Below are 21,959 nucleotides of genomic sequence, written 5' to 3'. Positions count from 1 at the left end.
TTTCTTACTTTTTGATATCAAAACGATCTAACATCATCACTTTGTTCCATGCATTGACAAAGTCTTTTACAAACTTTTCTTTTGCATCATCGGAAGCATATACTTCAGCAACGGATCTCAATTCGGAGTGCGAACCGAAAATCAAGTCAACAGAGGTAGCTGACCATTTTTTAGCACCTGTTTTTCGATCAATACCTTCATATACAGCGGCATTGTCGCTAGACTTCTGCCATTTTGTGGACATATCCAAAAGATTTACAAAAAAATCATTGCTCAAGACGCCCGGCCTTTGGGTTAGAACGCCGTGTTTTGAGTTAGCAGAGTTTGCATTTAAGGCTCTTAAGCCACCTACAAGCACAGTCATCTCGGGAACTGTTAAGCTCAACATGTTGGCTCGATCAACAAGTGCTTCTGTGGGTGATAGGTAGTTGCCATCTCCATAGTAGTTTCGGAAGGCATCTGCCTTTGGTTCAAGAACGGCAAATGATTTTACATCAGTACTTTCTTGTGAAGCATCCATACGTCCTGGTGTAAATGGAACACTTACCTTTACTCCAGCCTTTTTTGCGGCTTCTTCTACGGCAGCAACTCCACCTAATACAATCACGTCGGCCAATGAAACTTTTTTTCCGCTCTCATTGAACTCTCTCTGGATCTCAGTAAGTTCTTTTAAGACCTTTTTCAATTCATCAGGATTGTTTACAGTCCACTCTCTCTGTGGAGAAAGTCTTAACCTTCCACCATTTGCACCACCACGCATATCAGTGCTTCGGAAGGAAGCCGCCGCTGCCCAAGCAGTTCTCACTAATTCAGGGATTGTAAGGCCTGATCCTAAAATCTTTCCTTTCAAGGATTTGATTTCTTTTTCACCGATGAGTTTGTGGTCTACGCTTGGAATTGGATCCTGCCAGATTAAAGTTTCTTTCGGCTCTTTTTCCCAAATATATTTTGAAAGTGGTCCCATATCTCTATGAGTCAATTTGAACCAAGCTTTGGCAAAGGCCAGTTCGAACTCTTTGGGGTTGTCTTTGAATCGTTTTGCGATTACTTGGTAACTTGGATCAAATTTTAATGCCAAGTCGGTTGTAAACATGATAGGAGCATGTCGAAGTGTTTTGTCATGCGCATCAGGTACCATGTTTGATGCTGCCCCATCTTTTGGAATCCATTGGATTGCACCGGCAGGACTTTTTGTCTGCACCCATTCAAAACCGAACAAATTGTTCAGATATTGAGTAGTCCATTTTGTTGGATTTGCGGTCCATGCGCCTTCTAAACCACTGGTTATGGTATCTTCTGCGTTTCCTTTTTTATAGCTGTTTTTCCAGCCAAAGCCTTGTTCTTCGATACCAGCCGCAGCGGGTTCAGCACCTACATGTTTAGAAGGATCCGCCTTTCCGTGAGCCTTACCAAATGTATGTCCTCCGGCAATCAAAGCAACAGTCTCTTCATCGTTCATTGCCATTCTACCGAATGTTTCTCTAATATCTTTTGCAGCAAGAAGTGGATCAGGGTTGCCGTTTGGCCCTTCGGGATTTACATAGATAAGACCCATCTGTACGGCGGCTAATGGATTGTCTAACTTTCGATCGCCTTTGTATCGTTCGTCGGCAAGGAACTTCTTTTCTGGTCCCCAATACACGATGTCTGCTTCCCAATCATCGGTCCTACCTCCGGCAAATCCATAGGTTTTAAATCCCATGGATTCCAAAGCCACGTTTCCTGTTAATACCATCAAATCTGCCCAAGAAACTTTTTTTCCGTATTTCTTTTTGATAGGCCATAAAAGCCTTCGTGCCTTGTCCAAGTTTGCATTGTCCGGCCAACTGTTGAGTGGTTCAAATCGTTGTTGGCCACCACCCGCTCCGCCACGACCATCTAAGGTTCGATAGGTTCCAGCACTGTGCCAAGCCATACGAATGAAAAAAGGCCCATAGTGTCCATAATCAGACGGCCACCACTCCTGGCTTGTGGTCATCAATGCCTTAATTTCTTCTTTGAGTTTGGCGATGTCGACGGTTTTGAATTCTTTTGCATACTCATACTGTCTACCCAAAGGGTTTGATTCTGGTGAGTGTTGGCGGAGAGGGGCTAGGTCTAGCCTCTCTGGCCAAAAGAAGAGATGGTTTGTTTTTTCTTGGGTTTGGGCGGATATGGGAACGCTTAGCAGGGCCATGAGGGCTAAGAGTCCCACTTTCGCTGGAAAGGACTGGTTCATATGTTGCCTCCTGAATTTGATACAAATTTAGAATAAGTCTAAATTAGATTCAAGAATAAATTTAGAATCAGTATAAAAAATTTGAATTTTTCCCCTTCATAATGTGGGCCTTAGAAACCTACTTGCAGAAATCGAAATTCGTCCGATACTCTTCCCAGATTTGGTAGGTGGTTTATGGAACGACAATCTCCCTTCTATCCGAAAGGACAGTGGTCTTCTACATATCCGAAGCATCTTTTGGCAATGGAGACTCTATTCCAACAAAGGAGGCAAAGTTTACACCCTGAAGTTTCTGTCTATTTAGCTGGCCTTGTGGCACGAAGGTTGGACTCGGAATATTGGACACAAGTCGAACAAACCTTTCTTGTCGAGTCACCTGAGGAAATATATGATCTCATCCGAAAGCATTCTTTGTACATAGGACAGAATGCACCTATCGTGACCACTTCCAGGTACAACGCCGAGCATTTGATGATAAACATTGCTCTGGACCAACAATCATATCAATTTTTGTTAAAAATTCCATCTAAATACTACGGAATCGCATCCACTTACTCCTATTATGCGGGAAATGAAACCTTGGGTCGTATATTGCAGTTTCTATCTAGACACACCCAACAGATCATTGACCAATTGAGAGCCTATATGCATTCGATTCAAGATAGAGATGAGATACCAGAACCGAGTCCTATCCTAAAAGAACTATGGGATAAATTTTCAAAAGGAGTAGAATCTAAGAAAACAAAAGGTGGATTTGATGCAAGTGTTGATATAGCACAAATTCTCCAGCAAATGAGAGGCTTTAATTAAAACTGACAAGGATTTGTAAACTCTCGTTTCCATTTTCCCTGGCAAGCAGCAAGACTAGATTGCTCCTATCTTCTCCTTGACCATTCTGGCACAGAAATGTAAAATTATAGATATGAACCAAGGGAAACCAGATGTTTGCCCTGACTGCGGCAGTAAAAATATCTACCAAGAATCACAAAATCGATTTAGATGTGGTGATTGCTTTTGTAAGATTGATGCGAGAAATTTTTCACAGCCAAAAGTAAGTCCTTTAGTGCAGGGGAACCAGACTCTTTCCCTCAAAAAACAGTTCCTTTTTGCTCTTTCGCTACTGATCCCAATTGCCATCTCGACTAAGTATGTTTTCTTTCTAGAGACAGATAAGAATCTGCCAGTCCCCGCAGAGAATCAAAACGTAGAATTAGAAACATACCGAAAATTCCAAATCCTCACATCGGATGCATTCCAAGATTCCATCGGAAACCTGTTTGTGGTTGGTCGGATCAAAAATTTAGAAGAGAAAGTAGTGGAAAGACCAACGATTACCGTATCTTTTCTCGGCACTTCCGAAAACATCATCCACACAGTGGAGGGATATGGTATCGCCCCTCTTTTAAAACCCAATGAGGAGACAATGTTTGTTGCTTTATGGATGGAGTCAAAACCCTATACCAGCTATCGAATGGAGGCGGCGTCTATCGGGGTTTATGCGGAGAGAGAAAGCTATCGTGCCGAGATTCAAGGATTAAAAATTACAAAAACAAAAGAACACTGGCTTGTGACAGGACTGGCAAACAAAACAGGATCTACTGATCTAAAGTATGTTGAGCTCCATCTTCTATGCAAAAATAAAAAAGGAAAAGCAATCTATTACCTCTCCCAATCATTGCAAGAGGAAAGATTGAGGAAACACGAGTCTGTGCCATTCGCCATTCAAATATACCAACTGGATCTCGAAATCGCATCTATAGATATAGAAACAACGGCACAATCGATTGATTCACCATGAGAGACGCTCTTCTTCCTTCCAGTCTACAAGAATGCGCAGTACTGTTTCCATCGCAAGGTCACTAAAATCCCAAGTTTGGATCTCATCCACCTGGAATAGAGACGGGATAACATTCAGGGGATCTTCTGACTCGATGGTATCGCTTTGCAAACTTCGATATAAACGTTTTAGAGATTTATAATAGGAACTTGTAAAAACTGTGACTCGCTTCATTGGTATTTCGAGTTCATAAACAAAATCATTTTTTGTATCTAGCTTTGCAATTTGTATGTCAGGAGAGTTTTTGCGTGTCTCATATAAATAAAAAGTACTCTCAGATTTATCCAGTTTATATCCTAGGTCCTTTTTTTCCCATACCCACTTGTAGTAGATACATCCGGACACCAAATATCCGAGTAAAAGGAAAAGAATTGGTGAGAGAACCGTTTCCTTTCTTTTGAACTTTAAGATGAGAAAAGCTAAACCCAAATGACCGGGTACGAAAAAGAAAAATAAAAAATAAAACGGATACAAAGTGACTTTGTACTTCCAATGGATGGGATATTGTGGATTGGGGATGCTATGTTTTCGCTCTGGAGTGGAGGAGAGAAGGGGACTAGGAACCAAGAGCCCTTTCATGGGTTCATCTAACATATCTAAGACTGGCAATTGATGGATTTTTTGGTATTTGCGTAGATATCTGGATAATTTTGCAAATCGGCTAAAATTCCCTTTGTCCTTACTCTCATAAACTGTTTCTTCGATTCCTAAAGGGAACCTCAGTCCTGAATTGTGTTTAATAAATATTTGGTCTGAATAGCTTCGACCGGATTTTTTTGAGGTAGAGGTGGAGACGATTTGGTAGGCATAGAATTCTTGTAAGGGAATTTCTAAGTCCAGGATTTCTACAGAATCTCCCACTCTTACCAGTTGGTTTTTGGTTTCGAGTTCAAATCGATAAGTAAAATCACTCTTTTCTTGATTGGATTGGTAGCATAGAAAACTAAAAGGTAGAAAGGAAATGAGGCTAAAGAACAGTCCAAAGTACCGTATGTCCTCATGCTTTCGGAGTAAAAGCCCGAGCAAGGAAATAAAGATCCAAAAGATGACAAAAAAAATAATGAGACCGGAAGGGAGCGAGTTTGGGATGGCTTGCAATGAATCCGTAAAAAATGAAACTTTCACACCAAAAAAATCCTTTAATCCTTCCTTTTGTCAACTATGCTTAGGATATGAGAGCTTTTTTACTCATACTTTGCCTTAACCTTTTTTCCCTTTTCTTTGATTCTTCATTGTCTGCTCGTGATGTCCGTGCTCTTGAGAGCCGAGTCACGGATGAGGTTGGGATCATAAGCAATGAAAAAATTCAGGCTTGGGAAGAAATTTTATCGGCTTGGGAAAAAGAGAGAAGTGACCAGATTGCAATCTACATCATTCCCTCTCTGGATGGCGAAGTCTTAGAAGAATACAGTCTCAAAGTAGCCGAGACAACAAAGTTGGGACAGTCCAAAGAAGATAACGGTATTTTGCTCCTCATTGTTATAGAAGATCGAAAGGCTAGGATAGAAGTTGGTTATGGACTCGAAGGCGTATTAACAGATGTTTATTGCAAACGTCTACTTCGCAATGGAGTGATTCCATTCTTTAAAGAGCAAAGATATGAAGAAGGAATAGACTTCGCGTTGCAAGAAATATTCCAAGTGCTAGAAAATGGTGAATCTCCTCCCGAACCAAGCTGGTTAGAAATTTTCCAGACTTATCCTGGGATAGCCGAAGAAGCTGGATTCTTTATGTACATAATAGGTCCATTTGTCATGTTAATCCTTGGAATGTTTGCCTTTCTTTTTGCTTTTCACAAAGAAGTTAATGGAATCCGACATTTCATTTTTATTTGGATATTCTTCTTACTATTCCCTTGGATTTTATTTGGTTATACATTCTGGCTCGTTTGCAATATCACTTATTTTATTCTCTTTATATTTGTTCGACTCACTCGAGATCGCTGGAAACCTATCGTCATACTTTCAGACAAAATCACAAATAATGTGCATTATACGGAAGGTGGTATTAACACCAGTATCGCTGGCTACAGTTCTTCTGGCGATAGTGGCTTCAGCGGAGGAGGCGGAAGTTTTGGCGGCGGCGGCGCAAGTGATAGCTGGTGATTTGCTTGATAAAAAAACCGCCTTTGATTTTCTGGCAATCATCGGTACAATCCCATGAGCCTGTAATATAAACAAATCCATTCTTTCACCAAACACAAGATTCATTATAAGGATTCGTTTATGTTACAATTTACTTTCTCTCTTCGGGAACTTACGAAGGGCGTACTGGAGTTATGGCCCATCGCCTTCCCAATTTTCATCTCTCAAGCCATAGATGTAGCCATGGTGTTTTGCGATCGTTATTTCCTCGCAAAACTTAGCAAAGAGGACCTTGCCGCGACACTTAGCGGGGGTTTGAGTTTATATGTTTTTGGCACTTTGATCGTAGGGACACTAGGCCAAATCATTGCTCTTGTCGGCCAATACCGAGGAGCAAAACAAATCGAGAATTCTATTCGGATCGTACACCAGGGATTTTTTCTGTCCTTGGTTTTAGGTCTGTTATTCGTTTTGTTAAGCAAAAAGATAGCTCCCGTACTCTTTGCATTTTTTAACCATGATCCCTTACTTTTGGAAAGAGAATCCGCATATTTTTCCATTCTCTCTTTCTCCATTCTGCTCATGTCCTTTCGGATGAGTTTTGCTAGCTTTTTCATTGGAATTGGAAATTCTAAAATTGTGACCTGGTCTGCATCAGGCGCACTATTCTGCAATATTCCTTTGACCTACTTACTCGTCTTTGGAAAGTTTGGGTTTCCTAAAATGGGAATAGAAGGTGCTGCATTAGCAACTGTTATATCTGGATTAATTCCAAATCTTGTCTTATGCACGGTTTTCTATTCTAAAAAATATAGAACGGAATACCGAACTGGAATCATACCCAGATTTGAATTTCCTCTATTTTGGAAACTACTGAGGTATGGACTGCCCGCAGGCATTGAAGGTATGATCAATGTTATGGGGTTTATGTTCTTCACAATGGTGATGTATTCGTATTCAAGTGAGATAGCGGCAGCCACAACGATAGTCTTAAACTGGGATATGGTTTGTTTCATTCCCTTGTTAGGAATTTCACAAGCTGTATCTGGCCAGATTGGAAAATACTTAGGAGAACAAAATAAGAGAAAAGCCATGCAAATTGCCTATTCCGCTTTGATTATGGGATGGGTCTATGCGAGTATGATTACCTTAACTTACCTTTCTGCAAATGAGTATTTAGTCAGAATCTTTGCCTCAGAACATGTGAGTGGGAAAGAATCAGCTGTTTACTCGTATGCAAAGTCTATGCTTTTGATTTCTTGCCTCTACTTTTTGTTTGATTCCACCTACAATATCTTAAGTGGGATCTTAAAAGGCGCAGGAGACACTGTATGGGTGATGTTGACATCAAATTGTCTGATGTGGACAACTGCCAGTTTGGTATACTTCGGAAAGAACCATTTTCAATTGAGTCCCCTCGTAAGCTGGTGGGCTCTCACGGCCATGGTATTTTCTCTTGGACTCAGTTTCATGATTCGGTTTTTGGGTAAAAAATGGCTCAGCCTTTTGATGATTGAGCCACAAGATAACATTGATTAGGATGATTTTCGGATCTTTTTAAATCTTCCGTATGCAAGATAGGATAAGAATAAAAAGCCGATAAAAGGAAGAATCCAAATCATATAGTATAACAAACTCAAGGTGAAATTGAGAATACCAATCAGGGCGTTTTTATAGATGGGGACCTCAATTTCATCGACATTCCTTGGGCTCACAAAATGCAATTGGATGGTGGCCCATTTGACTTTTTCGAGGATGCGCCAAGTTTCATGCTCGGATAGATCTAAATTTTCCTCGGATTGTTCTATGCTTTCCTCTATTTCCGGCCAATTTCTTTGGCTGGAGTTTGTTTGGTTGAGTGCTTTTGCTCGTCTTATCAGCCGGACTTTCTCTCGACTTACTTTTCTTTTTTGCCAAACCATCGCATCGGTGTGATCAACCACTGAGATTTCTTCATTCTGTAAGCTACCAAGTTGGTCCAAATCCAGAAGAATTTCATGCAATTTAGTGGCATTGACTTTGATGGTTAGATTCATATAGGGATTCTTATCGTTGTAAGCATTGCTGTTCTCAAGATATCCATACTTTGTGATGATCTTTAACAATTCTTTCCGAGTCAGAACGAGATCGTGGCATTGGTAGGTAAGGTTTACATTGTACTCTAGTAAGCGATCCGTCACATTGAGATTGGGTAAAAACGGATCTCCCAGTGGTTTTTCTTCTGGCGCCATCGCTTTCTTTGTTTCTTCGGAACGTTCTTCTAATTCCGAACGTTCGTCGGCTACAGCAGAAGCAGATTTCATCATTGCAGAAGAGTCTGGTTTATCTTTGCTTTGTTCTTGGGAATCTTTACATGCGAAAGAAAAACATAATAAAAGTATGACTGTAAGTTTATAGTTCAAATTTCTCTCCCAGTGGGGTCTTGTTTATGTTAACAAGTAGGGGAGATTTTTTTTCCGAGAGCCTTGCAGGCTTTTCAAAAAACAGAAGCTTCTATCAAAGGAAACTTCTGTTTTTTCCAGACTTGGCCTATGTTTCGCCTTTTTGTGCCCAAAAGTAAATAAGAACGAAAACACCAATACCTGTAAAGGCAATGAGCAACCACCAAGGGCTTCTTCCAGTGTCACGCAATCGACGCGCGGCAGCACCAAGGTAAGGCAACAGTGTACCAAGAGAGAATATAGCACCAACGATTGGGTGAATGGCTTGGAGGATGTTGCTCACAACAAAAGTGAATAGAGCAAACCACCAGAATTCTGGTCTTGCAGCTTTACCACTGAAATCAACATACTTTTTGAAACAGGTTTGGATTGAATCTTGAATTTCTTGTACCATCTTTACTTCCTCGATTGGCTTCTTTTGAAGCCAAAGACGTTTCAGTATGGTAATGAAATTTATCCATTCGTAAAGGAAAAAAAACTTTTCTTTGTTCAGAGAACTCAATAATTTTTAAGAAAGGAAACTGCGGTATCTATGCGACTTGTTATTGTCTTAGTTTTGTCACTACTTGGCTACAATTTGTTCGCTGAGGAACTTCGCTACTCCGATGGAAATGGAAATGTTTATAGGATTTCCGCTCAAAAAAACCAGTACATACTACAATACATTCCAGTCACGGAAGCAATGAGTTCCAGTGGAACCTACAGTGGAGGTGAACCTCGGTCAGTTTACCTTTCCGTAAGTGAATATAAGAATTTGATAAAATTTATGGATACGATTAAGAGTTCGGGCGAAGATCTCCCTCGGAACAAAGGTACCAGTGCCTTATCTTACCAAAGAAATGGTGCTGACTGGAAGTCGGTATTCCCGTATGGATCCAAAGAGGCAAAATTAATTGAAAAAAATTTAAACCAACATCTGCAAAAAAATGAAAAGGTAGATGCAAGGAATCTAATGAACTTTTACCAACTTGACCGATCAATGAACCCTTGGAATGGAATGAGTGCCACATCGAAACAAGAAGAAGAAAACCTTATCGTCAAGCCTGTAGATCCTAGTTTGCCAGGCCTTTCCGCAATCGATGGAAATGCATTTTTGTTTTTGAATACGAGTGATGGAAAGATTGTAGTGAACCAAAACTACTTTTCAGAATTGCATAGATTGAATGTGACAAACATTGCGACAAAAGAAGAAAAGTCAATAGGACATTATGATCCAAATTTGTTTCCTGATACTAAGGTTCTTTTGGATTTTTTAATTCGTTATTGTATCTTAATCACTTTCATTCATACGGATGCCGAAATTGAAATCTTTGATCGGCAACAAATGGGAGACAGAGAAGTCTATCAGTTAAAAGGTGTCCACCACTACTATACGAATGAAAAAAACACGAAAGAATACCAATTCAAAGTCACTTTCTTTTTAAAATCAGGTGAAATGAAAGTTTCAGGTATTTAGTTTAGATTGTGTAAAACGGTATCTTTTCTAGACGGACTTCTATCTTCTTTGTAGTCTGTGCTAAAATGCAGTCCTCTACTTTCTTTTCGCATCAGTGCAGATCGTACAATTAAATCAGCAACCTTCACTAAATTGCGTAATTCCAAAAGACCCAATGAAACAGTAGTACGATTGTAGTAGTCTTTTACTTCTTCTGAGATCAATTGTAATCTACGTAGAGCCCTCTCCAATCTAAGATTGGAACGCACAATTCCCACATAATTACTCATGATCGTCCTTACCTCACCTAAATTATGTGAGATTAGGATCCACTCCTCGGTATTGGTTGTTCCCTCTTTATTCCATGCAGGTATTTCCTTACTTTCTTGAGGGTAATCTAGTTTTCCTTGGTTTTGGATATCGATAGCGATTCTATGAGAGAAGACCAAACACTCCAAAAGACTGTTGGATGCTAGGCGGTTGCCTCCATGTACCCCCGTACAAGTTGTTTCCCCACATGCATACAGGTCTTGGATATTGGTCCGTCCGAATAAATCGGTAGCCACACCTCCACACATATAGTGTGCTGCTGGCACAACTGGAATAGGATCGGTAGTGATATCAATCCCCAATTTTTTACATCTTTCATAAATCGAAGGAAAATGGCTTTTGATATCGTTAGCAGGTCTGTGGGTGATGTCCAATAGCACATAAGATTCACCTCTCTTTTTCATTGTATCATCGATCGCTCTTGCTACAATATCACGTGGAGCAAGCTCTCCCATCTCATGGTAATCTTTCATAAAAGGTCTACCATTCATTTCACGTAAAATCCCACCATGACCTCGCACAGCTTCGGAAATTAAGAATGAGTTTCCTTGTTCATGGAAAAGTGATGTAGGATGAAATTGATAAAATTCCATGTTTTTGATAATGGCGCCGGCACGGTAAGCTGAGGCTACACCATCACCTGTAGCAATGTTTGGATTTGTAGTGTGCAAATAGACTTGTCCCGCACCACCAGTAGCCAGTAAGGTTTTTTTGGCAATGACGGGAAAGACTTCGCTTGTTTCAGTATCTACAATGTAGGCCCCATAACAACGAAGGGGTAAACCTTCCTTATTTTTTAAATGGTGCCTTGTCATCAAGTCTACACAAGCATGGTTTTCTAATATACGAATATTTGAATTTGCGTGTACTGCATCCAATAGGGCTTTTTCGACTGCACTTCCAGTTCTATCGTGTGAATGGACGATGCGGTTTTTGCTATGGCCACCTTCTCGGCTAAGATCGAGATTGCCCGATTCGTCCCTTGTAAAAGGGACTCCTATTTCCAATAATTCACGAACCCTTGTTGGGCCTTCTTCTACGAGAACACGGACTGCTTCTGGATCACATAGACCTGCTCCAGCACTGAGGGTATCTTGTATATGCTCCTCAAATTTATCCTTATCATCAAAGACAGAGGCAATGCCACCTTGGGCATAATTGGTATTGGATTCGTAGTCAGCTTTTTTGGTAACGACTACAACTTCACCAAGAGGAGCAAGTTTCAGTGCACTGAAGAGCCCACTGACTCCGCTCCCAATGATCAAAAAATCTGTCGTGATCCGGGTCACTTGGTATTTAAAAAACCTTCGATGTAATCAACTGCCCTCACTAACATATAATCTGGTTTGATCGCATCATTTGAGTGTTGCTTTAGGTAGGCCTCTGCCTTACCATTCTTTTTTACATAGGCATTGATGGCTTCTATGTTGAATCGAGATTTCACCTGACCATCATATGGAATCTTTGGCAAATGGTTCCACATATCTTCCTCTCGGTAACGGAAAGGAAAGCCTCCATCTGCTTCTTCTGATACTTCAATATCCGGGCTCACACCCACAACTTGTATGGTTTTGCCTGATGGAGAGTAGTAACGCGAATTGGTGAGTTTAAGAACATAGTCGTCATTGCCAGGAAGGGGATCGATCAATCTTTGGACCGTCGCTTTACCAAATGTCCTCTCTCCTAATAACAAACCGCGACCGTGGTGTTGGATCGCACTTGCAACAATTTCAGAAGCAGAGGCTGATTTTGCGTTGATTAAAACAACTAGCGGTAGTTTTGTGATGTCCTCTTTGGTGGCATAGGATTCTTCAGAGCTTGCTTTGTTTGGAATCTTTGTGGAAACGATGAGACCTTTTGTAATGAACATATCTGCTATGTCCACAGCTAGATCTAGGTAACCACCCGAATTGTTTCGTAGATCCAAAACGAGTGCCTTCAATTCTTTGCCGTTGGTTTTGGCTTCTTCTTCTAGGCTGCGCAAACCTTTCACGATCACCGATTCAACGGGTTCTTCGCCAGCCGCTTTTACAAATCCAGTCAGTTTAATATAACCGATTTGCGGATTTTCTTTGAGTAAGTGGTAGGATACGTTCTTGATCGTAATCTTATCGCGGATAACTTCGATATCTAAGTTTGCTGTGTTTCCTTTTCTTTTAATTGTCAGGACAACCTTTGTTCCTTTTTTGCCTTTAATCTTTTTGACAACCTTATCCAGCGACAATCCCTTGATGAGTTTGTTATCAACTGCGACAATGGTATCTCCCGAGCGCACTCCAGCCCTTACAGCTGGGCTACCCTCTAATGGGCTTTCCACGATGACTTCCCGATTTCCTCCACCTGAGAGGATGGCGCCGATGCCTTCAAAGGAGCCATCAGAAATTTTTGCCATTGACTCTTCCCACATCTCTTTAAGGAAAACGCTAGAGTGTGGGTCTAGAGAATTTAAGTAGCCATTGGCGGCAGCAAGGAACACCTGTTCCATGCTAAATTCTTTTTTAACTTCCTCACTCTCTTCGTCTAACTCTCCATCTATTTCGGTGAGTGATTTGAGGACGGGCTCTTTGTAGGTTTTTAGATTTTCGCTGATGTAGGCTAGGATACGATCAAAGTCCTTTTTTGAAAAATTTGTTTCTTCCCATTTTGCTGCGATAACTGACTTTCTTAGTTTTTCTTTTTCAATGAGCTTCTTTAACTCTTCATCCGACAGCTTTTTGTTTTCATTTTTCTTTAGCTTTTCTTTTTGAATCTTTTCCACTTGTTCGTAGTCAGGATCAAAAATCACAAACTTATCGGAGGGCGAAATTTTAAACTCTTTACCAGGATAGATATCATCCTTGTCTTCGTATTTTTCTCGTTCCGAGTAATAGGATTCGGGGTAAAGGTAAAGAGGATGCGGTAAACTCATCAAAGCAAAAACGGCGGCGTCTGTAAAGGCACGGTTTTTGTTGATATTTTTGTCAATGTAGTATCTGTCGATGGAAGACACAACTTGCTCAAAATCTCTGTCTGTAAAATCAGTAACCCTTTTTTGGGCTTTTTTGGCCTCACGTTCACAGGAGATAAACCCTGCTGGAAGGGTGAAGCTTAAGATTAAAAAGAGGGAAGAAAGGTATAAAAATCGTTTCAAGGGGGCACTCAATTTTATCAAGATAATGTAAGAAAAATCTCAATTTAAAGGCAGGGCAAGATAAAAAATATAAGACAGACACTTATTCCTTCTTAGTCTAGATTTTGACATGAAAAAAATGATCTGGTTTTTTGCTTTTCTGAGTGTTGCATTTCACTGTTCGGGAAGAGTACCTAGCCCAAAATCAGAGCCTTACCATCTTGATACTCTTATCTTTCTCGATGAAGTTCTTTTAGAAATTTGGGACGGCGGTGAAACTCGGGAAAATGCAATGTCTCGCTTGCGATACACTTGTCGAAACCAAGATACCGATGATGGATTCATTTGTTATTCCCTAGGCCTTGTAGAATACAAACGAGGGAATTTTCTTGAAAGTTACACGGCGTTCCAAAAGGCACTGGAAAAAAATCCAAACGACACACTCTACAAAAACATGCTCAGGCTCTCTGCAGAAAAATCCAATAATTTGGAGGACCTCAAAGCGAAAGGCGAAGAAGCCACGGTACTTGCTACATACTCCTCACTTATAGAAGCTTGCCAAACTGAGACAAAACGTGAGTTTCTATTCCCTAGGTTTTTAGAGTTGGCAAAGTTAGGTCATCTAACGAAAGATATGCTCAGGCGTGGTGTGGTATCCTCTTGTTTTTCATTGTTAAATGAGGAGGAGAAATCCCAAATCTCCGCATTTGCTAAACACAATCCCATTCGTTATGCGGACAGGCTTGCTGATGATAGGACCAAAGCCGACCCTTGGTCCAAGGTTTGGGACACTCGCGCCTACCACAAAGGGGAGGAAGCAGATGAGAACCCAAGCAATAGCAAGCCGCTAACGGAGCATTGGAAGAAGGTCAAATCAGCAGCTAAAACTGGGGACGTAGAACAGGCAAGAATACATCTCAAGTCCTTTACCTACGAGATCCAACAAGCAAAAAAGAAGGGAGGTCTAGAAGCAAACCTTGCTTTGGCTTTGGAAAGAGCAGCGAAACTACTCATAGAACAAGACCCAAGTTTTGCACGAATTAGTGTCCTTGCGAAAGAACTTTGAGATAATCTTCTATTGTTTGTTTCATACCATCTCGCAACGCTTGTGCCATTAGGCGGTGTCCGATAGAGACTTCCGCCAGGTGGGGGAGTTTGGCAAAGATTTGAAGGTTGTTTGTATCCAAATCATGCCCTGCATTCACACCTAATCCTAGTTCGTTGGCTCGTTTTGCGGCAGTTTCGTATTCTTTAAAGAAAACCTTCCCTGATTCCAAGGACTGGTCACAGGCATGGGCAAAGGGTCCCGTATACAATTCTATGCGATCAGCTCCAAGGTCCTTGGCGATCTCGTAGCCTTGAGGATCAGATTCCATAAACAAAGAAACACGGATGGACTTTTGTTTGAGTGCTTGGGTGCATTCCGCTACCAAATCTCGCTCTCCCGGATGAAAGAGGTTGAAGCCATGGTCGGATGTGATTTCACCAGGTGTGACCGGCACCAATGTCGCCTGGTCAGGTTCTACTGCCAAAACGAGCTCCATAAAGCGTTTGCTAGGCTCTCCCTCGATATTCAGTTCTTTCTTTTCCGTACGATTTGTATTGTATTGTTTTAAAAAGGAAGCAATCTCGAAAACATCCTTTTTGGTAATATGCCTTTCATCTTCTCTCGGATGAATGGTAATACCATGTGCGCCTAAATCTAAGATCAGTTGGCAAAACGAGATGACATTGGGAATTCCCCCCCCACGCGAATTGCGCAAAGTGGCGATTTTATTCACATTTACACTTAATTGTGTCATAATAAAAAAAATACTTTCCTATTATTTTATGCCAGGAGAAAAACGTCAAATTTCAAAAAGGTTGTCTGAAGGTGGGGGTCTCAAAAGATCGTTAAATTACTCCTATGGTAGCAAAGAAAGCATCGAAAAAATCTGTTCCATCGGCGAAAAAAAAGGCTCCTTCCAAGGAAAAACCTTCCAAACCAACCAAAACCGCCGCCAAAAAAGAAGAAAAGCCAAAGGCTTCTCCAAAAGCACCCGTGGGTAAGGCAAAGCCAGCACCTGCAGCTCCCGCTCCCTCTAAGTCAAAACCGACAGCCAAGGAAAAAGGCGAGCACTCTTCCAATCCTCTAGGTAAAAAGTTCAGTTGTTATTCTTGTGGTACAAAATTCTACGATCTGAATAAACCTGAAAAGAAATGCCCGAAATGTGGTGCAGACCAGTTAGCAAAACCTGCCATCAAATCTCGATTAGCTGCTCTGAGACAGAGCGAATATGAGGTTGAAGAAGAGGAAGAGCCAGTCATTGATGAAGACGAAATTTTAGAAGATGCAGAAGAGATTGAAGATACTGAGGAGGAGGAAGAAGTCGCAGAAGAAGAATAGATTTCTGTTCCTCTATGTATCGCCTCCAAAAACAAATGTTAGTATTAGCAGGGCCTACGGGCTCTGGTAAAACTTCCCTCGTCTGTTCTCTCAATCCGCAAATATTCGAAGTCGTCTCTTTCGATTCTCGCCAAATCTACCAGGAATTATCCATTGGGACAACTTGTCCCACAGAAGACGAGCTTGTCCAAATGCCGCACCATCTGGTCCAATGTATACCACCCACAGATACAATGAATGCGGGCGATTATTCGATTCTCGCAAAAAAAGCTGTCCAGACGATCTTCGACAAAGGGAAAATACCTATACTGGTCACAGGCAGCGGTTTTTACCTAAGGGCTTTTTTACAAGGTATGTTTCCCGTTCCCAAAATACCAGAAGAGACCAAAGAAATTGCAAAGAACATGGATTATGCGGAAGCCATTCACTATCTGCGAGAAAAGGATCCTATTGCTCTCTCCGAAATCCAGACAAGCGACCATTACCGATTGAAGCGGATCTTGGAAGTGGTCTTAACGGGAGCACGGTGGTCGGAAGTTTCCAAACAAACTGTTGGAGGATTTTTAGAAGAGAATCCTGGCTTGAAAATCCAGGGCTATTGGCTGGATTGGCCGAGAGAAGAGCTCTATCGGCGCATAGGAAAGCGTGTACTAGGAATTTACGAAGGTATGTTGGATGAGACAATGCGTGTAGCAGAACAGTTCGGAGCAGACTGCCCAGGCCTTCGTTCCCTGGGTTATAATTTTGCGCTTGATTTCTTGCAAGGAGCCATTGACACTAATGCATTCATAGAATCATTGGCGCAGGCTCATCGAAATTATGCCAAAAGGCAGATCACCTGGTTTCGTAAGGACCCGCTCCTCCAAGCCAATCGCTGGGAAGATGTTTTCTCTGAATGGAAAAATATAGAAAAAATATAGAAAAGACTCGGGACCCATATGTCTGCAAAAAACAATATCCAAGACCAACTTCTCAATACTGCTCGCAAAGAAAAAATCGATCTCACAATTTATTTGTTAAATGGAGTACCTCTCAAAGGCAAAGTCGTAAGTTTTGATAACTTTACCATCATTTTGGAAAATGATAACAAACAGAACCTGGTATACAAACACGCCATCTCCACCATCATTCCAGGAAAGCCTATCAAATTGCATTCCGAGGAATCTGGCAAAGAAGGGACCTAATAGGGACATCCTTTTCTAGTTTTCGTTCTGCTCGGGTTTAGAAATCTGTCCCTAAGCCCAGAATTTATGGCAAAGCTAATCAAAGAACAACCAGTGGTTCTCATCATGGCGGGGGGAAAAGGGGAGAGATTTTGGCCCCGTTCCCGAACCAACTCGCCTAAACAATTGCAAAAAGTCTATTCCTCCAAGACCTTACTCCGAGAAACCATAGACCGGGCTCTGACGATCACAAGCATGGATCGGATCTTTATCGGTACCAACGCAAACCTCAAACAAGAAATCTTAAAAAAGGACCCCAAGTTCCCTGCTAACAATTTTATCATTGAACCTGAGGGTAAAAATACTGCACCTATCATTGCCCTTTCAGCGCTTTATTTCCAAAAAAAATTTGGCAACCCCAATTTGGTTGTACTATCTGCAGATGCTTTCATTGACCCGATCAAAGAATTTACAAATACCATAAAACAAGCCTTATATGAAACAGAACATGGAATGGTTTTGCTCGGCATAAAACCGAACCGTCCAGAGATCGGTTATGGATATATCAGCGCAGGAAAGGCAACAGAAGCTGGGTTTTTGGTAAAAGGGTTTTTTGAAAAACCGGACTATAAAACTGCCTTAAAATACATTAAAAAGAAAAACTTCTATTGGAATCCTGGAATTTTTATCTTCCGAGTAGAGACAATTTTAGAAGAGTTTCAAAAGCATTCCCCTAACATATTACAGCCATTAGCCTCGCGTTTTCCCTTTAAAAATTTTGGAGATTTGAAGACTGCCTTTGCCCTCTTGCCAAGCGAAGCCATTGACACGGCCATCATGGAAAAGAGCACAAAGATTCGAATGGTAGAGGCTAGTTTCCAATGGGATGATGTGGGTTCTTGGCTCTCATTGGAAAGGATTCTTCCGGAAAACCAAGGGAACCACCACCAAGGAAAAGAAGTTTTTTACCACAAAGCAAAGGGAAATATCTCTTCCGTACAAAAAGACCTCATTGCTTTTTTAGGGGTGCAAGATTTGATCGTCGTAGAGGAACCCGACGTTCTCTTTGTAGCCTCTCGTGCAAGCATCAACGACATCAAGTCGATGTTGGCTTCCATACGGAAAAATAAAGTTTTACAAAAGTACCTCGATTAGAATTTTGACTTAAACGTGAAGAAAGGAGGAAGGAATGCCTTCCGGAAAGAAGAGAAAGCGCAGAAAAATCGCCACACACAAACGTAAGAAAAAAAGAAGAGCCAACCGACACAAAAAGAAGAAATAATCTTCCTTCAGTGACTTTCTCATTCCTCCGATAGATTTGCTATGAAGCAAATCTGGAGGAAGCAGAAACCCCGCACCCCTGGTTTCATCCGATCATTTACGATGGAAACACCTCTAGGGGATGTTCTGGAAGCCGAATTCAATTTCCACGAAAGGTTAGTTAGACTCAGCGCTGAAATCAAAGCAGAGCGCGGTCGCATCTATAACAGCACCATCCGCAATGGTGTCGTCATGCAAGAAAAGGACATGACAGCGGGACGCGTATACCCAGTGTTCCGTAAGATTTGGCCATTCCGAGAGTTTTTTTCTCTCTTGCCTGACAAAGATATGCTCGCCTCCATCGGAGGCTGTTATGAAATTTATCCCCCCCAAGCAGAAAACCAATCTGAGCGCAAGTCCTGGGAGGAGAAGGGATTTGGTGAGCCCTTCAGCACGAAGTATGATTCCATTTTTGGGATCATACGGGAGACAAGGTTCCAGAGGTGGAGGAGGAAACGGAGAGAGGCGAGGTTGTCCCGAGGGACACGCTGGGAACGCTTTAAGAGGCGCTTCTGGGGGGATGTCCAGGATATTTGCCTTGGTTTGGGACTTTGCGGAGTCGTTTACTATGCGTATTATGATTATGTCATTTTGGGCTTCAGTTTAGCATCCTTTGGAATGTTGGCAGGACTTCTCGACTTTCTTGTTAGAAAACGTTCTGTGCTTATGACAAAAGTGTTGTCATTTCTTTCGCTAGGATCATATTTCTTCTATACTGGCTACGTCTACTTCTAGAACGTAGGCCTCTTAGAAGTTTATGGCAAAAGACCAAACAAGTAGCAATCAATACATACATGAGCAATACATCATCTTCAATCTAGGTGAGGAAGAATATGCGATTCCCATCACTATCGTAGAGGAGATCGTAAAGATTAGCAATTTAATCCGGATTCCTCAATCCAAAAGTTATTTTGCAGGGATTATGGACATTCGTGGCAAAGTTGTGCGGATGATTGACCTCACCAAAAGATTGAATATTAAAAATGCGAACACCTCTGAACAGGCAGAACGAGCCATTGTCATTCACATCCAAGGCAAATCTGTAGGCGTCATTGTTGACAAAGTATCACACGTGGTTCATTTTCCACAGAACCAGGTAGACCCTCCACCACCTTCTGTCAAAGGCATCTCCTCACGGTACATTACGGGTGTCGGTAAAAAAGACAATCGATTCATTATTCTAATCGATATAGAAAAAATTCTCACTGTTGAAGAAATATCTGAGCTCACAGCTGTTACTTAAGTAAAGCTATGATCATATCAAAGTTTTATTATCTCAGAAAAAATCTCTACTCGATGGCGGAACTCGTTCTCGAGCAGGTGATTATGTTAGGTGACGCTTTAGAAAATGATGATTATGCCCTAGCAAACGAGATTGTGGATCGAGACGATATGATAGACGAACTCGAAAAGGAAAATGACAATCTTTCCCAAATTGCGATTTTAGAAGCGATCACAAATCGTAACATCTTAGGAATGGGTGATGTTGACAATGAAATCGTCCTGAAAAAAGATCCTTTGCGATTTGCCCTCTCCGCCATTCGCATAACAAGAAATATGGAGAGAATGGGTGACCAGGTGGTGAACTGTGCAGAGGTATTTCGTTATAAAACCATTCGGCCAGGCATCTTCAAAAAAGAAGAACCGATGGGACTCATCCTCTCTCGAGTCACAACTTTGGCTGGTATGGCCGTTGAGTCTCTCGTCGAAGAAAAAGAAAGATTTATGGGTAGTGTAAATACCATTGAAGATGAATTAAATGGTCTCTGCGATGAAGCGTTTAAAAAATACCGAGAGTCAGAAATGAACAAAACCGAATTCGCCGACGTCTACCGAATCATTTTAGCCTTAGAGCGATTAGGCGATTATGCGGTAAACGTCGCTGAGGAATTGGTGCGGCTCAACACAGGTAAAGACATTCGCCATTTAGAGAACGCAAAACCACCCAAAGTTTAATCCCTGTCTGTGAGGCAGCCTGTACTTGCATCCCTTACATTCTGGATGTACTTCCAGAGATAGCCTGACTTGACTCGATAAGCAGGCTTTTTCCATTGTTTCTTTCTCTCAGCTAGGACCTCTTCACTTACCCTTACGAGTAGTTGGTTGGTTTTTGCATCGATGAAGATGGTATCTCCATCTTCAATGAGAGCGATCTCTCCTCCTTCCATAGCTTCAGGAGTAATATGGCCCACAACAAAACCATGTGTTCCTCCTGAGAACCTACCATCTGTGATGAGAGCAACTGAATTCCCTAAACCAGCTCCGATGATGGCGGATGTAGGCTTTAACATTTCGGGCATACCAGGACCACCCTTAGGCCCTACATACCGAATCACGACCACATGTCCTGGTTTGACTTTGCCATCGCGAATGCCCTCGTTGGCATCTTTTTCAGAATCAAAGCAGATCGCTTGGCCTTCAAAGGTTTCTCCTTCATGGCCTGTGATCTTTGCAACGGCACCTTGTTTGGCGATATTGCCATAGAGAACTTGAATATGTCCCTCTTTTTTGATCGGGTTTGAGACAGGTCGGAGGAGGTCTTGTTCGCCAGGAAGACCTGGCAATCCTTCGATGTTTTCTCCTAATGTTCTGCCTGTTACGGTTAGGCAGTTGCCATCGATCATGCCTTCTTTCAATAAAAACTTTAAGATGGCAGGCACTCCACCTATAGCGAACAGGTCCTCCATTAAATACTTACCGCTTGGTTTCATGTCTGCAAGGAGTGGAGTTGTATCCGTTACTTTTTGGATCATATTTAAGTCGAGAGGTACTCCCATAGTGCGTGCGATGGCTATCATATGCAGTGCCGCATTTGTGGATCCACCTAAAATGGTGATGATTCTTAGTGCATTGTGTACGGATGCGGGTGTAATGATATCCGATGGTTTGATGTCTTTTTCCAGTAGTCGGTAAATGAAGTCTCCAATGGTAGCACATTCATTTTTTTTCTCCTGGCTTCGGGCTGGAGCTGAGGAACTATAGGGAAGGCTCATGCCCATAGCTTCAATAGCGGTTGCCATGGTATTGGCAGTATACATACCTCCGCAGGCTCCAGGACCGGGGCATGAGTTTTTGATCACTTCCCGAAAGTCTTCTTCTGAGATTTTACCATTGATCTTTTTGCCATAGGCTTCAAAGGCAGATACAATATTGAGTTTCTCGCCTTGGTAATGACCACCATTGATTGTTCCACCATACACCATGATGGATGGTCGGTTGAGCCTAGCCATTGCCATAATTGCACCAGGCATATTTTTGTCGCAACCAGCTGTGAACAGGATTCCATCATAAAAATGTGCGCCAGCAATGGTTTCGATGGAGTCCGCAATGATTTCGCGCGAAGGCAAAGAATATCTCATGCCATCATTTCCATTTGTGATTCCGTCACTCACCCCAATGGTATTAAAAAGAAGACCGACCATTTTTTTGGTATCTTGTACGCTTTTTTTCTGAAGGGCAGAAAGGCTCGTTAAATGCATGTTACATGGATTGCCGTCAAAGCCTGTACTCCCTACACCAATAAAAGGTTTGCTTAAATCTTCATATGGAACTCCGGACCCGATGATCATGGCCTGTGAGGCTGGGAGGCTATCATCTTGTGTTAGTACTTTGCTATATTTATTTAAATTCATGGAG

Annotated in this window: 21 protein-coding genes; 13 read left to right on the top strand and 8 right to left on the bottom strand. The window is 41.7% G+C overall.

What is annotated here, in order from left to right; translation table 11 throughout:
• Positions 1–4: 4 nt before the first annotated feature.
• Positions 5–2,218 (bottom strand): catalase/peroxidase HPI, encoded by a 2,214-nt coding sequence (gene katG / locus DI060_RS09370; RefSeq protein ID WP_108976125.1) that lies wholly within the window; start codon positions 2,216–2,218, stop codon positions 5–7.
• A 174-nt stretch (positions 2,219–2,392) separates the two neighbouring features.
• Here katG and DI060_RS09365 point away from each other — a divergent pair, with 174 nt between their 5' ends.
• Both DI060_RS09365 and DI060_RS09360 read left to right on the top strand, forming a co-directional pair.
• Positions 2,393–3,028 (top strand): hypothetical protein, encoded by a 636-nt coding sequence (locus DI060_RS09365; protein WP_108976123.1) that lies wholly within the window; start codon positions 2,393–2,395, stop codon positions 3,026–3,028.
• A 112-nt stretch (positions 3,029–3,140) separates the two neighbouring features.
• Positions 3,141–4,016, top strand: a complete 876-nt coding sequence (locus DI060_RS09360; protein WP_108976121.1) for a hypothetical protein — start codon at positions 3,141–3,143, stop codon at positions 4,014–4,016.
• On the opposite strand, the gene DI060_RS09355 is transcribed toward DI060_RS09360, so the two are convergent.
• A complete protein-coding gene (locus DI060_RS09355; RefSeq protein WP_108976119.1) occupies positions 4,008–5,180 on the bottom strand; it encodes a hypothetical protein in 1,173 nt (390 codons plus the stop codon). The two genes, DI060_RS09360 and DI060_RS09355, sit on opposite strands and share 9 nt — an antisense overlap.
• Positions 5,181–5,227: 47 nt before the next feature.
• Between DI060_RS09355 and DI060_RS09350 the strand changes: the two genes are divergently transcribed.
• On the top strand, positions 5,228–6,160 hold the full coding sequence (locus DI060_RS09350) for a TPM domain-containing protein (RefSeq protein WP_108976117.1): 933 nt from the start codon (positions 5,228–5,230) through the stop codon (positions 6,158–6,160).
• A gap of 120 nt (positions 6,161–6,280) precedes the next feature.
• Positions 6,281–7,678, top strand: a complete 1,398-nt coding sequence (locus DI060_RS09345) for an MATE family efflux transporter (protein ID WP_108976114.1) — start codon at positions 6,281–6,283, stop codon at positions 7,676–7,678.
• Here DI060_RS09345 and DI060_RS09340 read toward each other — a convergent pair.
• The gene (locus tag DI060_RS09340) at positions 7,675–8,541 is read right to left on the bottom strand and encodes a DUF4349 domain-containing protein (RefSeq protein WP_108976112.1); all 867 of its coding nucleotides are present in this window, start codon (positions 8,539–8,541) and stop codon (positions 7,675–7,677) included. The genes DI060_RS09345 and DI060_RS09340 overlap by 4 nt on opposite strands.
• Positions 8,542–8,668: 127 nt before the next feature.
• Positions 8,669–8,974, bottom strand: coding sequence for a DUF805 domain-containing protein (locus tag DI060_RS09335; RefSeq protein WP_108976345.1), 306 nt, complete (start codon positions 8,972–8,974; stop codon positions 8,669–8,671).
• A 138-nt stretch (positions 8,975–9,112) separates the two neighbouring features.
• Here DI060_RS09335 and DI060_RS09330 point away from each other — a divergent pair, with 138 nt between their 5' ends.
• On the top strand, positions 9,113–10,036 hold the full coding sequence (locus DI060_RS09330) for a hypothetical protein (RefSeq protein WP_108976110.1): 924 nt from the start codon (positions 9,113–9,115) through the stop codon (positions 10,034–10,036).
• Here DI060_RS09330 and nadB read toward each other — a convergent pair.
• Together nadB and DI060_RS09320 are read right to left on the bottom strand one after the other, a co-directional pair.
• Positions 10,033–11,634, bottom strand: a complete 1,602-nt coding sequence (nadB, locus tag DI060_RS09325; RefSeq protein WP_108976108.1) for an L-aspartate oxidase — start codon at positions 11,632–11,634, stop codon at positions 10,033–10,035. The two genes, DI060_RS09330 and nadB, sit on opposite strands and share 4 nt — an antisense overlap.
• On the bottom strand, positions 11,631–13,475 hold the full coding sequence (locus tag DI060_RS09320) for a S41 family peptidase (RefSeq protein ID WP_108976344.1): 1,845 nt from the start codon (positions 13,473–13,475) through the stop codon (positions 11,631–11,633). The genes nadB and DI060_RS09320 overlap by 4 nt, the downstream gene beginning before the upstream one ends.
• Positions 13,476–13,593: 118 nt before the next feature.
• On the opposite strand from DI060_RS09320, the gene DI060_RS09315 reads away from it, so the two are divergent.
• Positions 13,594–14,520 (top strand): tetratricopeptide repeat protein, encoded by a 927-nt coding sequence (locus tag DI060_RS09315; RefSeq protein WP_108976105.1) that lies wholly within the window; start codon positions 13,594–13,596, stop codon positions 14,518–14,520.
• Here the strand turns inward: DI060_RS09315 and DI060_RS09310 are convergent.
• The gene (locus tag DI060_RS09310; RefSeq protein WP_108976103.1) at positions 14,495–15,256 is read right to left on the bottom strand and encodes a pyridoxine 5'-phosphate synthase; all 762 of its coding nucleotides are present in this window, start codon (positions 15,254–15,256) and stop codon (positions 14,495–14,497) included. The two genes, DI060_RS09315 and DI060_RS09310, sit on opposite strands and share 26 nt — an antisense overlap.
• A 104-nt stretch (positions 15,257–15,360) precedes the next feature.
• On the opposite strand from DI060_RS09310, the gene DI060_RS09305 reads away from it, so the two are divergent.
• From DI060_RS09305 to DI060_RS09275, 7 genes are all read left to right on the top strand, one after another.
• Positions 15,361–15,840 carry an FYDLN acid domain-containing protein gene (locus DI060_RS09305; RefSeq protein WP_108976101.1) on the top strand — a complete coding sequence of 160 codons (480 nt, stop codon included), beginning with the start codon at positions 15,361–15,363 and terminating at the stop codon, positions 15,838–15,840.
• Positions 15,841–15,854: 14 nt separating this feature from the next.
• Entirely contained in the window at positions 15,855–16,760 is a 906-nt protein-coding gene (gene miaA, locus DI060_RS09300) for a tRNA (adenosine(37)-N6)-dimethylallyltransferase MiaA (RefSeq protein WP_244594338.1), read from the top strand.
• 18 nt (positions 16,761–16,778) lie between these two features.
• Positions 16,779–17,024, top strand: coding sequence for an RNA chaperone Hfq (gene hfq, locus DI060_RS09295; protein WP_108976099.1), 246 nt, complete (start codon positions 16,779–16,781; stop codon positions 17,022–17,024).
• A 66-nt stretch (positions 17,025–17,090) separates the two neighbouring features.
• Positions 17,091–18,158 carry a mannose-1-phosphate guanylyltransferase gene (locus tag DI060_RS09290; protein ID WP_108976097.1) on the top strand — a complete coding sequence of 356 codons (1,068 nt, stop codon included), beginning with the start codon at positions 17,091–17,093 and terminating at the stop codon, positions 18,156–18,158.
• A gap of 168 nt (positions 18,159–18,326) precedes the next feature.
• Positions 18,327–19,058 (top strand): hypothetical protein, encoded by a 732-nt coding sequence (locus DI060_RS09285; RefSeq protein WP_108976095.1) that lies wholly within the window; start codon positions 18,327–18,329, stop codon positions 19,056–19,058.
• Positions 19,059–19,080: 22 nt separating this feature from the next.
• Positions 19,081–19,566 carry a chemotaxis protein CheW gene (locus tag DI060_RS09280; RefSeq protein ID WP_108976093.1) on the top strand — a complete coding sequence of 162 codons (486 nt, stop codon included), beginning with the start codon at positions 19,081–19,083 and terminating at the stop codon, positions 19,564–19,566.
• An 11-nt stretch (positions 19,567–19,577) separates the two neighbouring features.
• Entirely contained in the window at positions 19,578–20,279 is a 702-nt protein-coding gene (locus tag DI060_RS09275; RefSeq protein ID WP_209452025.1) for a phosphate signaling complex PhoU family protein, read from the top strand.
• Here the strand turns inward: DI060_RS09275 and ilvD are convergent.
• The gene (gene ilvD, locus DI060_RS09270; RefSeq protein WP_108976091.1) at positions 20,276–21,955 is read right to left on the bottom strand and encodes a dihydroxy-acid dehydratase; all 1,680 of its coding nucleotides are present in this window, start codon (positions 21,953–21,955) and stop codon (positions 20,276–20,278) included. The genes DI060_RS09275 and ilvD overlap by 4 nt on opposite strands.
• Positions 21,956–21,959 lie beyond the last annotated feature (4 nt).

The organism is Leptospira ryugenii (assembly GCF_003114855.1).
GTDB classification, from domain to species: Bacteria; Spirochaetota; Leptospiria; order Leptospirales; family Leptospiraceae; genus Leptospira_A; species Leptospira_A ryugenii.
The sequence above is the reverse complement of the archived record's forward strand: the minus strand, read 5'-3'. Positions and strand labels throughout refer to the sequence as shown.